We start from the raw sequence: 13153 nt of genomic DNA, 5'->3' as shown, positions 1-13153 counted from the left end.
GTGACTTTGAAGCGGGGTGAAGTGGTCCCCAATGTCCAGACCACTCGGCCCGGTTTTTAAGTTATGCTTCGGCCCCGCTCTCCCCTCTCAAGGCCCGACCGGCTCGGCATGCAATCGGTGGCCGGAACGAACGCGGGACTCCACCCCGCTCTCCCCTCTCAAGGCCCGACCGGCTCGGCACCATGGTAGACCTCGGCGGGCGTGCGATAGGCCAAGCTCTGGTGCAAGCGCTCGTGGTTGTAAAACGCAAACCACCTTTCAAGGCCGGCTTTCAATTCTCTGGCACTGCAATATGCTTTCAAATAAATGTCCTCGTATTTCAGAGACCGCCACAGCCGCTCGACGAACACGTTGTCCAACGCCCTCCGCGTCCGTCCATGCTCACCGCGATCCCTTCCGCCTCAAGCCGGCCGGTGAAGGCCCGCCGTGAATTGCACGCCTTGGTCGGTGTTGAAGATCTCGGGCGTCCTCCTCCAACGCCGCGTCCAACGCCTCCAGGCAGAACCGGCCGTCGAGCGTATTCGACAGCCGCCAAGAGAGCACGAACCGGCTGTGCCAGTCGATCACCGCCGCCAGGAACATGAAGCCCTGGTTGAGCGGGAGGTACGTCACGTCGGTGGACCAAACCTGATTGCGTCGCTCGATCGTCAGGTCTCGAAGCAAGTACGGGTAAACCTTGTGGTCAGGGTTTCGCGTCGTGGTTCGAGGCCCGGATGAAGCGCCTCAGACCCATCAATTCCATCAGGCGGCTCACGCGTTTGCGGTTGACCTCCTCCCTGCCTCGTCAGCCAGGCCGTCATGCGGCGGCTGCCGTAAAACGGCGTCTTGAGATATTGCTCGTCGATCCGCCTCATCAGGCTCAGGTTCTCGAGGGTCTCCGTCGCCGGCTCGTAGTAGAAGCTCGACCGATTGAGTCCCAGCAGCTCACATTGGCGACGAACACTCAAGTGAGGATGCGTGGATTCGATTAAGGCTCTTTGGCCTCGACCTCACAAGGCAGATTTTTTCACCCAGGCCAGCTCCATCTGGAGCCGCCCGATCTGCTCGTACAATTCGGTCTGGAGCTTCGTGGTCAGGCCGGCGGGCGGCCGACCTGTTCTCGAAGAGGCCCTCCAGGCCGTCCAGGAGTTGCTTCTTCCACTGGCTGATCTGCACCGGTGAATCTGGTGCTGCTTGGCCAGTTCGGAGATCGTCTTGTCCTGCTTGGCGGCTTCCAAGGCGACCTTCGCCTTGAACGCCGCCGAGTGTCGCTTGCGGATTTGTCCCATGCTTCGCCCTCGGTAAGACCTCCCTCAATGATAACTTACCGAGTGGTCCGAAATCTGGGGGCCACTATAGGGAGTCTAGCCGAGAACCTGCGCATAAGAAATCGGACACCCCGACTTCGAGGTTTCGCGCATCGAATCCTTGCCGACTGCGGACCCGAAAAGCCGGTCTCCGGGGGACATCGCTTGTGATCGGCTTCTATCTTTGTTACGAACGCGGAGTGCGAAGGCGAAGCGGCTTCGACGCGGGCCGATAAATTTATGCTGTTCCCCCATTGGTTTGAGACTGGACATGATCGAGTTGCTCGCCATTCCTGACTGGCAGACTTCCCCAAAAACCCTTGAAGATTGGGTCGCTCAACTCTCGACTCTTGCAGGTCGTGTCGAGGTCTCGCGCGAGTCGACCGGGGTTTCCTGGTTGGAAATTGGCTCGTTGCGGTTGCGTGGTTACGCCGTCCTCGACGGGCTTCGCGTCGAGGCGATTAATTTTGAGTTGAACGACCCCGATCCGGGACCGGCCACCCTCGTGATCGAGGCAGCGGCCCAGGCCCTGGGATACGAAGTCCATCCCGACGATCCGGATGATCCGACCGACGAAGACGACGACGATTGATTGAGGCCAATTTCGAAGCCTCGACTCTTGTTTGGAACCCCACTTGAGGAGCGCGTTTGATGCCCAAGGCCCGTTTTATTCCCGCCCTAATCGCGTGCGTCTCGTTGATGACCGCCGCCGCCATCGCTGAGGAGCCAGCGTTCAAGACGCATACGATCAATGGTACGAGCGGATTCGAGTCGGCGGGGGTCTTCGACGTCGACGGCGATGGGCAACTCGACATCGTCTCGGGAGACACCTGGTATCAGGCGCCGAGTTGGACTCCTTTCAAGGTCCGCGAGGTCACGAAACAGGGGACTTATTACAACGATTTCGCAACCCTGCCAATCGACGTCAATGGCGATAAGAAGATCGATTTCGTGACGTGCGCCTACTTTCCTAAGAACGTTGGCTGGGTCGAGAACCCTGGAGCCAAGGGGAAAGAATGGACCTATCACGAAATCGACCTCCCTGGCACGAGCGAGGCGGCGGTCCTCGTCGACCTGAACGGCGACGGCAAGCCCGACGTCTTGCCCAATGTGACCACCAGGGTCGTTTGGTATGAACTCGAGCAGGCGGCCGCGAAGCCGGTCTGGAAAAAGCGAGATTTTGGAACTGAGGCAGCCGGCCACGGGGTCGGCTCGGGTGATGTCAACGGCGACGGTCGGGTCGACCTGCTCACCCCGAAGGGCTGGTTCGAAGGGCCTGCTGACCCCAAGGCGGAGACCTGGACTTGGCATCCTGAGTGGAATCTTGGCGCCACCGGTATCCAGATATTCGCGCGTGACGTTGACGGTGACGGCCTCTCTGACCTTGTCTACGGCGTGGGCCATGACTACGGCTTCTACTGGATGAAGCAAGGAAAAGGGGCGAACGGCAAGCGAACCTGGGAAAAGCTCGAGATCGACAAATCGATCGCCTCAGTCCATACGCTCCTCTGGGCCGACCTCAACGGCGACGGCCATGAAGAACTCGTGACCGGCAAGCGCGTTTATGCTCATGAAATCGAACCAGGCGCGACCGATGGCTCGGTCATCGCCGCTTACGGCTTCGATCGAAAGAAGAAAGCCTGGGCGAAGCAGGTTCTTTTCCAAGGGGAACCCGCCAAGAACGCGCCGGAAGGGCCCAAGCGGGACGCTTTGAAGGATTTCCCCGCGGGCACTGTCGGCACCGGTCTGCAAATGACCGCCATCGACATCGACCGTGATGGTGATATCGACCTGGTTTGCCCCGGGAAAAGCGGGCTCTATCTCCTCGAGAACCGCAGTGGGTCGAAGTGATCCTTCCGAAGCTGAAACGAAGGAAATTCTCCGCCTTTGTTCGCCCTTGACCTGCCAGGTTGATGGGAACCGCAAGCCTCGCTCCCGATCCCTTGCTTCGGAACGAGTGAGACCCACTTCGTTCCGGAGCACGAACGGGGCGGGGGCTTGTTCGTTTCACGAAACCTCTCTACATTGTCCTATTGCCCTGAGTTGACACGCTCCAGACCACCACACGTTGGGTGAGACCCGCCGATGTCCGAGTTCTTCCCGGAAGTCCCCAAGATTGTGTACGGGGGTCCGACCTCGCGGAACCCTCTGGAATTCAAGCATTACAATCCGGATGAGCTCGTCGGCGACAAGACGCTGAAGGAGCATCTTCGATTCTCGGTGGTCTACTGGCATACGTTCAGCAATCCGCTCTCCGACCCGTTTGGCGCGGGGACTGCGGAACGCCCTGGGACGATGGAAGCAACTCAGTCCCGAACGCCCAGCGAAAGGCCCGCGTAGCGTTCGAGTTCTTCGAAAAACTGGGCGCTCCCTTTTATGCGTTCCACGACCGCGACGTCGCCCCCGAGGGGAAAACCCTCAGAGAGAGTCACGCCAACCTCGACGAGGTCGTCAAGGTCCTCAAGGATGAACAAGCTCGCACGGGCGTGAAATTGCTCTGGGGAACGGCCAACCTGTTCAGTAACCCGCGTTATATGCACGGCGCGGCGACGAGTCCGAATCTTGATGCCTTTGCTTACGCCGGAGCTCAGGTCAAGAAGGCGATGGAAGTCACCCACGAGTTGGCCGGTGGGGGGTACACCTTCTGGGGGGGGCGTGAGGGTTACTCCACGCTCCTCAACACGGACATGAAGCGGGAGCTTGACCACCTGGCCCGGTTCCTCCACCTGGCCGTCGACTACAAGAAGCAGATCGGCTTCAACGGCAACTTCTACATTGAGCCCAAGCCGAAGGAGCCGACCAAGCATCAGTACGACTCCGATACCGCGGCCTGTCTCAACTTCCTGCGAACCTACGACTTGCTGCCGCACTTCAAGCTCAACCTCGAAACCAACCACGCCACCCTGGCCGGTCACGAGATGATGCACGAGCTCGAGGCGGCCATCGGCGCGGGGGCACTCGGCTCAATCGACGCCAATACCGGCGACCCCTTGCTGGGCTGGGACACCGACCAGTTTCCCACCAGCATTTACCTGACGACCCAGTGCATGCTCTGCATCCTGGGAATGGGCGGGTTCACGACCGGTGGTGTGAATTTCGACGCCAAGGTGCGCCGCGAGAGCTTTGAACCCATCGACCTTTTCCACGCTCATATCGGCGGGATGGACGCGTTCGCACGTGGCCTCAAGGTCGCTCATGCGATCATTGCCGACGGACGGCTCTCGTCGTTCGTCACCGAGCGTTACCGGAGCTGGGACAGTGAGCTGGGTCGTCGGATCGAGTCGGGCAACGCGACATTGACCGAACTCGAATCCTACATCCTCCCCAAGGGGGAGGCCAACAAGAACGCCAGTGGCCGGCAAGAGATGCTCGAGAACTTGATCAACGAGTTTATTTGAAGTCGGCGCAAAAACGTGTTCACCGGAGAGGGAGATCCCAGCATCGCCCTCTTTGGCGAGGAGGGGAGGGGCCACGACCTCCCGCTCGTTTTGACCGGCGGGTCGGCGCGGCTTGTGAGGGGACCGTTTCACCCGCGTGGGGGAAATCGGGTGGGCCCTGACGACCCTACATTTCCGAGGGGCAGTGCCCAGGCGGGCGGATTGAACTCGCACCGTGGGATCGACATGCCACTTGCCCGTGTCTATGACCGGGGGGTAGGGTGTGTGGAACCCTCATCTGGAGAAAAAAAACGATGCCACGCGATTCCGCCCGCCTTGCGTGTCTTCTCCTTTCGCTTCTTTCAACCTCGACGATCGCCGGTGAAGCCGATCCGCCGATCGCGCGGGATAAGATCCGCGACTCGGCGCGGCGAGGCTTGGAGATCGTTCAAAAGGCGGCGACCCAGTATCCGCTCCATCGGGACTGTTTCTCGTGCCATCATCAGACCTTGCCAATGCTGGCGATGGTCAAAGCCCGAGCTCACGGCCTGGCGATCGAAGCAGACTTGCTCGGCGAACAGGCCGATTTCAGCGTCGAGTCGTTCCGCGAAAAGCTCCCGGAGATGAGGCAGGGCAAGGGGGTTGGTGGCGCCGCGATGACGGTGGGCTACGGGCTCTGGGGCTTGTCCCTGGCCGATTGGTCGCGTGACGAGGTCGCCGAGGGGATGGTCGCCTACCTGCTCAAGACGCAGAAGCAGGACGGGCACTGGGGGACTGCGGGGCGGAGACCACCGCTCGAAGAGTCGGCCATCACTTGTACTACGCTCGCGGTCGAGGGTCTCAGTCGCTATGGCGATCGTGACCACAATCCCTCGGTTACCGACGCGATTGCGAAGGCAAAGACGTGGTTGTCCGAGACTCATACCAAGAACCAGGAGGACCGAAATCTTCGGCTTCGTGGGCTACTTCGGGTGAAAGCCGATCGCTCGTTGCTCGACCAGGCACTGACTGCGGTGTTGGACTCGCAGCGAGCCGACGGCGGCTGGCCCGCGCGAGACGATCTGCCGAGCGATGCTTATGCCACCGGCCAGACCCTTGCTGGTCTCGAGGAGGCCGGACTCAACGTCGCCACCGAGGCCTATCAGCGCGGGCTTCGGTTCCTGCTCGACTCCCAGTGCGACGACGGCTCTTGGAAGGTGGAAACCCGGGTCAAACCCATCCAGGTCTACTTCGATAATGGTGACCCGCATGGTAAGCATCAGTTTATCTCGATCCCGGCGACTGCTTGGGCCGTGGTGGCTCTGGCGGTGGCCCTCAAAGAAGAGCCCGCAGTCCAGCCCTACGACCTCCTGATCCGCGGTGGTACGATCGTCGATGGCACAGGTAACCCCTGGTTCCGGGGTGACGTCGCGGTCCGTGGCGACAGGATTGAAGCGATGGGCCAACTCCCCGCGGATGCCCGCGCGCATCGAATCATCGATGCTCGGGGCCTCATCGTCTCACCTGGCTTTATCGATATGCACTCGCACTCCGACCGGCCCTTGCTCGAGGATGGCAACGCCCAGAGCAAGATTCGCCAGGGTGTGACCACGGAAGTTCTCGGCGAAGACAGCTCGGGCGGCCCCTCCAAGGGAAAGCGAGCCCCCGACTCATTTCGCAGGGATGGCAAGACGACGGAATGGACCACCCTGGGGGGATATCTCCAGGCCTTGGAAGCCGGGGGAATCGCGACAAACGTCGCCTCATACGTCGGTCTGGGTACGCTCCTCGGTTGCGTGATGGGGGACGCGCTCGACCGTCCCAACGCGGAGCAACTCGACGCCCTGAAAGTCCTGCTCGAAGAGGCCATGAACGACGGGGCATTCGGGCTCTCAACGATGCTGGCCGGACCTCGTGAGCTGAATCTCACGACCGACGACCTCGTCGAACTCTGCAAGGTGGTCCGTCGATACGGCGGGACCTATTCCTCGCATCTCAGGAATGAGGGAACAACGGTCCTCGACGCGGTGAACGAAGCCATTGCGGTGGGCGAACGCGCGGGCGTGCCGGTGGACATCATCCACGTGAAGATTGCCGAGCAGACGCTTTGGGGCCGGATGAATGAGATCGTCGCCTTGATCGACGGGGCCAGGCGTCGAGGCGTGAATGTCCAGGCGAATGTTTATCCTTACACGCGAGGGAACAATGACCTCGTCACCATCCTTCCTCCCTGGGCGCACGAAGGCGGGAAGTCGGAGTTGCTCCGCCGGCTCAAAGACCCTGACGACCGCCGAAGGATGAAGGACGACATCCGGAACGGCCGGCCCGGCTGGTACAACCACTATACGGCCGTCGGTGGTGATTGGGGACGAATGCTGATCAGCGCGAACCTGTCGGAGGCCAACAAGAAGTTCCAGGGGAGGACGATGGACCAGATCCTGGTCGAGCGAGGCAAGGACAAGGCCTCGGTCTCCGACCCGATCGATCAATTGTTTGACTTCTTGGCCGAGGAGAACGGCTCGATCAGCACGATTTACGCCCACCACACCGAGGAGGATATGAACCTGGCTCTACGGCAGCCCTGGTGTTCAATCGGCTCCGATGGCTCGGCACTTGCGATCGAAGGGCCATTGCGCCGAGGAAATCCGCACCCGCGGAGCTTCGGGACGTTCCCTCGCATCCTGGGGGTTTATGCTCGCGACCGTCACTTGCTCTCCTTGGAAGATGCCGTTCGCAAGATGACGTCACTGAACGCGGCGAAGATCGGGCTCGTAGACCGCGGCCTGCTTCGCCCCGGCCAGTTCGCTGATATCACGCTGTTCGATGCCGCCAAAGTGATCGACAAATCGACGTACCTCGAGCCGTTCCAATACCCGGAAGGGATCGAGTACGTCATCGTCAATGGCAAGCCGGTCCTCGAACGGGGCGTCCACAACGGCGCACGCCCCGGACACGCCCTACGTCGATCGGCTCGAACCGAGTGAGACGTGGGAGGGGCGGTCGGGGCGAAACACTTGAACCTACCGAACCTGAAACCGACGGAGCCGACGACGGCAATCGTCGTCGGCCCCGGGGTGAATCGCGGCGATCCGATCCGATCAGTAGAGTATGATCGCGTCGACCGCGAGCGTGAACTGGCTGCTGCGGGTGCCATCGTTATAGGGAGTGGTGAACTGAGCCCAGTCATATCGGGCTTCCGGGCGGATCCAGAGCCAGGGCTTTGGCTTATAGATTAAACCGACCGTCTGCTCGTAGAAGTTGTCCGCGAAACCGGTTCGGACGCCGTTATTGTCGCGGAACACTTCGGAGCGCCAGACGCCGGTCAGTTTGTCGTTGAAGCCGTAGAGGAACCAGTTGCCGAAACTCTGCCAGCTGGCGTCGTGGTTGGTCCCCCCCGGCCCGATCCCTGGGACGTTGTCCTCAAACCCTTGGTCGGTTTCCATCACCTGGGTCAGTTTGTCGGTCCATTTGTAAGAGAGGACCGTCGTGACCGTTGTCCGCCAGTTGTCGGCATAGCCGAGATTGCGGCGGCCGGCGAGGAAGTTCGGCCTCAGGACGGCAGTTTGCCCGGGGAAGGTGATCTGCGGGCTGTTCGGGAAGTTGGGATACTGGTTGGGCCCAAAGATATAAGAGATGGCGATATTGGCTTTGCCGTTCTTCGACGTCCAGGAAACGCCACCGAGATAATTCCACTTGTAGTTTTCGTTGATCCAGCGGTCCCAGCCATTGACCGCTCCGTTATAGACGTTCATCCGGTCGGTGAGATGCAAGGTCGAAAGCATCCCGAAGTGGGTGAACGGCTGTCCGTAGTTGAACATGTAAGGAACAGAGAGCAACGGTCTGCCGGTCGCGGGGACCACTTCGTAGCCGAGGATGGTATAGAACCGGCCCCCCTTGATGTCGATACCCCCCTTGGTCAAGTAGGGGAGGTGCATCTCGGCATAGAATTGGGCGGGATCATAGCCGGCGAAGTGATTCAGTCGGAACGAGCTGTCGAACAACCCTCGCATGTGGTTGAACTGCCAGTCGTTACCGAAGAGGTTGTCGACGCGGAAGCCAAAGTTGATCTCGTCGTTCTGTTCGACGGGGTTCTCGACGACCATGTAGTACTGGTTGCCCATCCAGCGATTGGCGAGGAAATTGGGATTCACGCCAAAGTTGATGGCGCTGGGGGGGGCTCCGTTGGTGTTCCCTGTATAGCTGTTCTGGATCCAGCCGTAGACCTTGACCGGGGCATCGGCCCGGCCCAAGGCATTCATCAGGAGCTTGGTTTCGTCGATCTCGGCTTCTTCTTCCGGCGCGGTCTCCGCGGCGGCCTCGGCTTCAGTCGGTTCGCCCCCCCCCTCGGCGCGTTCGGACCTGGGGAGTGCGACATCCGTCCCGTTGGCTGTGCCAGCGGATCCACTCGGTGAGTAGGGTTCGGAGCGGGGGCTGGCAGGAGCGGGTGCCTCCGGAGTCGGGACGCCGTCCGGTAGTTGCTGAAGAGCGGAGGCGAACCGCGCTGGGCGGTTGTATCCGCCTGGATAGAGGAGTCGTGGAGTCAGGCCTGGTACCGGTGCCGGTGCATTCCGGTAGGGAGCCGGGGCCGGGCGACTCTCAGACTGAGCGCGGCTATCGGCGGCAGAGAATCCGCACATCAGGGCAAAGAATAGAGCCCCGTGAATGAACGATGATTTCATGGTCATCCTCCTGAATGACTTCGCAACCCACGAATCCTTCGTGGGTTGATTTCAAGCGCGGGCTTCCCGAAGGAAACACGAGGAGCCCAGCTCCGCTCCCATGTCCGGCCAATGGCGTCACGGCGTGCAGTCGTCGTGATTCCGTTCCTAGACAGATCGGGCGAAGGACTCGGGGACGAGTTTCTTCGGGAGAGCCGATCATTGCAGGAGGACTATCATCTCGCTGAGTGCACTGAACCGTCTGGAAACCCGTGTCCTCCCAAGGACCGACCCGTTCGATAGTACGAGCACTTTCACGCCTGCCCCATTCCGGATGAAGGCGAGCGTCAACCTGCCTACGAACGGGATAATGCTTGGGAGATACGATCCGACTGATCTGTTTTATCGGCGGCGAAAGTCGTGGAACTGAGCCAATTCACGGTGGAATTGGGAATGCCGGAGTTATTGTTAGGATCGGGAAGATAGGATGGCGACGACTCGTTCGAAATACTAAGCCGGCCAGATCGCATCAGTCCTTGTCCACCACCTCTCCCATGGCGACTCGGGTGATACTGTCTGGCCGGCTAGTCGGGGGTGGATTCCCTAAAGGGGGAACCCACGGTGTGAGAAGAGAGAGCGAGCGGGTCGTCGTGCGAAGGCAACCCGCTCGCTCTTTGGCGGTAAGCTCTTTGCTTTGAGGGCTTAAAGCTGTCGCCGGAGGAGTGTTTCGTGAAGGTCCGCCGAAACTACCGAGTCTGAAATCAAAATTCTTCTTGATTTCTCATATCTCAGTCTTTCGTGCTTCGCTTCTGGATTAGTAGTAATGCAAGAGGTGTGCCAGAGCCAGTTTCAGTCGAACAAGATTTTTCTTGAAATGATTTAACTGCAATTGAAGTGGTCGGTTACGAGAAATCAAGATCGCCGAAAAAATCGCGAGTTGAATTGAGAATCGACGGAGGAAGCGAATTGGGTGCTAGTAGTTAAGGCGGTGTTGCTTGTAAATTGCGCAGGGCGGCTTGAGAGGCCAATCCTCATCGTTTCATGGGTAAGCTGGTAGAATAGAAAACTCGGGAGACGAGCCGTGGTTTTGAGGAGAGAGCGCGAGTGGGATCAAATGTTCCGGGCGTGACAGTCGGTGAAGCGACTCAGGCTTCCGAGGCGTATCAAGAGTTGCGCCGGGTTGTTGCCACAATGGGGCAACGAAATCGAACAGATCCATTGAATCATTGGCTGGATCAGGAACTGGATTCGGAGGGAACACCTCGTCGCTTGCCGGTAGGCGAGTGGTCCCTCTGCCTGACCTTACTGGCCGAGACGCGGGACGTGCTGGGGGAGACTTGGTCTCCAGAGCTCGACGCCAGGATCGAAGGCTTTTTTCTCGCAACCTTGCGATTCATGCGGACCGATGGTTCGATGGTGTTCGGCCCGGTCGGGATTGCCGAGTCGACGAAGCGGTCGTTGCGGTCATGGGCCGACAACCTCTCTGAGCCCGGTTTCCAGACTGTGATCGATTGGTGGTTCCCCGGCCCCAACGAGCGCCATTCACCACCCCCATTGCCCGCGTCGGCCCGACCAGACTACCCGTTGGCGACCCTCCGTGCTGACTGGTCGAAGTCGGGGGATCTGATGGCCATCGACCATCGTTCCCGCGGTCTGGAGACCAGTTTCGAATTCATCGGTCTGGGGCGAACGTGGCTGGGACCGAATTGGGCCTTTGGATCGGGCACGGGTCCGGAGGCCGCGGTGGGGCGAGCGAAGCCCAGTCTCTGGACCTCCAACTACTCGGTGGACCTTGCCGAGTGGTCATTTCGCGTGGGCAAACTGAGAGTCGATCGTACGGCGCTCTTATTTCGAGGGCGTCGACTCGCCTTGCTGGCCGACCAGATCGACGGTAAGCCCGGCTCCGGCGTCATCCGGTACGGCATTCCCGAGGGGATTGACGTGATCCCAGCCGCGGAGAACCGCAGCCTGGCCGTCACTGCCGGCGCACGTGTGGCTTCGCCTCGGTTGATCCCGCTCAGCCTCCCTTATCGTTCCACGGGCGAAGAGCGGGGAGTGTTTCGACGCGAGGGGAACGAGCTCGTCTTGCGTCAGCCGATTGCAGGCAGGCGCGGATGGCTGCCGCTTCTGATCTCCTGGGATTCGGGACGGAATCGCAAGACGCTCGTCTGGAGACCGTTGACGGTTTCGGAAGGACCAAAAATCTGTGAGGCCGAGACGGCCGTGGCGTATCGGGTCGCGTGGGGACGCGATGAATCGTTGGTGATTTATCGAAGCCTCGCCCGACCCGTACCTCGCTCATTTCTGGGCCATAAGACCATGGCCCGGTTTCTCATCGGACTGTTTACCAAGGAAGGGAATGTGGAGCCCATCCTCACTGTCAAGGAATGAACCGCGGTTCGATTCCACGTCGCTCACGGCCGCTTGGGAAGGGACGCGATTTTGGGCAACGAGAGAACGATATAAACCAGGGCAACCACGACCGTCAGGTAGCCGGAGTGCTGGTGTCGTTTGATCCATTCCGCCTGACCGCTCAGGATCAACTGGCCCATCACCAGTTGCGCAACGATCAAGAGAGCTGATAGAATTCCCAGAATCATCAAGAACGGTTTCATCGCGATGTTGGATCCTCTTGGAAGGTCGCTCGACACCTGGGCGGGTTTGCTAGAGGCTGTGGCGAGTCAACCTTTAGGATAGTCGATCGGCCATCCCACTTCGACTGCGATTTGGGACCAGCCGTTCGTGTGGACAGGATTTGAAGATACCCGACCCATGGATACTGCCGTTCTTCGTCACAACCTCGACTCGGTTCGCCAGCGAATTGCCGAGGCTGCTCAACGCTCGGGTCGGTCTTCTGACGAGGTCACGCTGGTTGTCGTGACGAAGCGCCACCCGGTTGCGGTCATTCCACCGCTCGTCGCTCTCGGGGCGTTGGATCTCGGTGAAAACTATCCTCAGGAACTTTGGGAGAAAGTGAACAGCCTTGGTAATTCGACGGTACGCTGGCATCTCATCGGCCATCTCCAGAGCAATAAGGCCAAGAAAACGGTGCCGATGGTGCGGATGATCCATGCGGTGGATTCGCTTCGGTTGCTCCAGGGACTCGATGCTCTCGTGGCCGATCTCGAAACTGCCCCGAGCGTTTGTCTCCAGGTCAACACATCGAACGAACCGGCGAAGCATGGTTGGTCGGCGGACGAGATTCTCGCGGATGCGGAGGCGATCGCCGCAATACGGAATCTCCATGTGGCAGGTCTGATGACGATGGCCGCCCTCGACACGACGAGCGCGACGGCACGGCCCTCGTTCATCTTGCTCCGCGAGGTGCAGGAGCGGCTCCAGAAGCGGACCGGCCTGAGATTGGAACATCTCTCGATGGGGATGTCGAACGACTTCGAGACGGCCATCGAGGAAGGGGCCACGATTGTTCGTGTTGGCTCGGCCATACTCGAGGGGGTGTTCCCTTGATCGAACTGACCGATCATCCACGCGGGACCGTTCTCCCTGTCCGAGCCCGGCCCGGCGCGCGGAAGAATGCCATTCTGGGAGAGCACGCGGGGGCGCTCCGGATCGCCGTGACAACCAAGCCCGAGGCGGGCAAGGCGAATGTCGCGATTCAGGACGTTCTGGCCAAGTTTCTCGGATTCAAGGCGTCGCAGATCGATCTGCTGACCGGTCAAACCTCGCGTGAGAAGCGCTTCCTGATCGTCGGTGAGACTGCCGACGAAGTTCGGGGCCGGCTCGAGGTGCTGTTGAAAGCGAAGGACTGAACCCAGCGTGACGGGCCGGATCGTGGCCCGCACGACCGACGTCCACCTCGGACACCTGGAGTTAGGCCCTGCCTCTTGCCATC

Annotated in this window: 8 protein-coding genes and 2 pseudogenes; 7 read left to right on the top strand and 3 right to left on the bottom strand. The window is 60.1% G+C overall.

The genetic code is table 11. The annotated features are described in order from the left end of the window. Window positions 1-158: 158 nt before the first annotated feature. Window positions 159-1268 (bottom strand): annotated as a pseudogene (locus V5E97_RS17400) (IS3 family transposase). A 289-nt stretch (window positions 1269-1557) separates the two neighbouring features. Between V5E97_RS17400 and V5E97_RS17395 the strand changes: the two are divergent. The 4 genes and pseudogenes from V5E97_RS17395 (at window position 1558) to V5E97_RS17380 (ending at window position 7626) form a co-directional block, all read left to right on the top strand. Further along, window positions 1558-1878, top strand: a complete 321-nt coding sequence (locus V5E97_RS17395; RefSeq protein WP_406700560.1) for a hypothetical protein — start codon at window positions 1558-1560, stop codon at window positions 1876-1878. Between the two features lie 59 nt (window positions 1879-1937). After that, on the top strand, window positions 1938-3137 hold the full coding sequence (locus V5E97_RS17390) for an FG-GAP repeat domain-containing protein (protein WP_406700559.1): 1200 nt from the start codon (window positions 1938-1940) through the stop codon (window positions 3135-3137). 234 nt (window positions 3138-3371) lie between these two features. After that, a pseudogene (gene xylA / locus V5E97_RS17385) lies at window positions 3372-4684 on the top strand (xylose isomerase). Between the two features lie 293 nt (window positions 4685-4977). Next, the gene (locus V5E97_RS17380; protein WP_406700558.1) at window positions 4978-7626 is read left to right on the top strand and encodes an amidohydrolase family protein; all 2649 of its coding nucleotides are present in this window, start codon (window positions 4978-4980) and stop codon (window positions 7624-7626) included. Between the two features lie 114 nt (window positions 7627-7740). Here V5E97_RS17380 and V5E97_RS17375 read toward each other — a convergent pair whose 3' ends face one another. Next, window positions 7741-9321, bottom strand: a complete 1581-nt coding sequence (locus tag V5E97_RS17375; protein WP_406700557.1) for an outer membrane beta-barrel protein — start codon at window positions 9319-9321, stop codon at window positions 7741-7743. Between the two features lie 1197 nt (window positions 9322-10518). On the opposite strand from V5E97_RS17375, the gene V5E97_RS17370 reads away from it, so the two are divergent. Next, entirely contained in the window at window positions 10519-11691 is a 1173-nt protein-coding gene (locus V5E97_RS17370) for a hypothetical protein (RefSeq protein ID WP_406700556.1), read from the top strand. A gap of 23 nt (window positions 11692-11714) precedes the next feature. On the opposite strand, the gene V5E97_RS17365 is transcribed toward V5E97_RS17370, so the two are convergent. After that, window positions 11715-11915: a hypothetical protein gene (locus tag V5E97_RS17365; RefSeq protein ID WP_406700555.1), complete on the bottom strand. Its 201-nt coding sequence runs from the start codon at window positions 11913-11915 to the stop codon at window positions 11715-11717. A 157-nt stretch (window positions 11916-12072) separates the two neighbouring features. Between V5E97_RS17365 and V5E97_RS17360 the strand changes: the two genes are divergently transcribed. After that, a complete protein-coding gene (locus V5E97_RS17360; protein ID WP_406700554.1) occupies window positions 12073-12768 on the top strand; it encodes a YggS family pyridoxal phosphate-dependent enzyme in 696 nt (231 codons plus the stop codon). Further along, window positions 12765-13070, top strand: coding sequence for a DUF167 domain-containing protein (locus V5E97_RS17355; RefSeq protein WP_406700553.1), 306 nt, complete (start codon window positions 12765-12767; stop codon window positions 13068-13070). Before V5E97_RS17360 ends, V5E97_RS17355 begins: the two co-directional genes overlap by 4 nt. Window positions 13071-13153: the final 83 nt, after the last annotated feature.

Origin of the sequence: Singulisphaera photorubra, assembly GCF_045290345.1 — a bacterium.
Classification (GTDB): Bacteria; Planctomycetota; Planctomycetia; order Isosphaerales; family Isosphaeraceae; genus Singulisphaera.
This window is presented reverse-complemented; position numbering and strand designations above follow the sequence as displayed.

Excerpts from the sequence above, each read along its gene's own strand:
- V5E97_RS17395 (WP_406700560.1), top strand. The coding sequence starts at position 1,558 with ATGATCGAGTTGCTCGCCATTCCTGACTGGCAGACTTCCCCAAAAACC.
- V5E97_RS17390 (WP_406700559.1), top strand. The coding sequence starts at position 1,938 with ATGCCCAAGGCCCGTTTTATTCCCGCCCTAATCGCGTGCGTCTCGTTG.
- V5E97_RS17380 (WP_406700558.1), top strand. The coding sequence starts at position 4,978 with ATGCCACGCGATTCCGCCCGCCTTGCGTGTCTTCTCCTTTCGCTTCTT.
- V5E97_RS17375 (WP_406700557.1), bottom strand. The coding sequence starts at position 9,321 with ATGAAATCATCGTTCATTCACGGGGCTCTATTCTTTGCCCTGATGTGC.
- V5E97_RS17365 (WP_406700555.1), bottom strand. The coding sequence starts at position 11,915 with ATGAAACCGTTCTTGATGATTCTGGGAATTCTATCAGCTCTCTTGATC.
- V5E97_RS17360 (WP_406700554.1), top strand. The coding sequence starts at position 12,073 with ATGGATACTGCCGTTCTTCGTCACAACCTCGACTCGGTTCGCCAGCGA.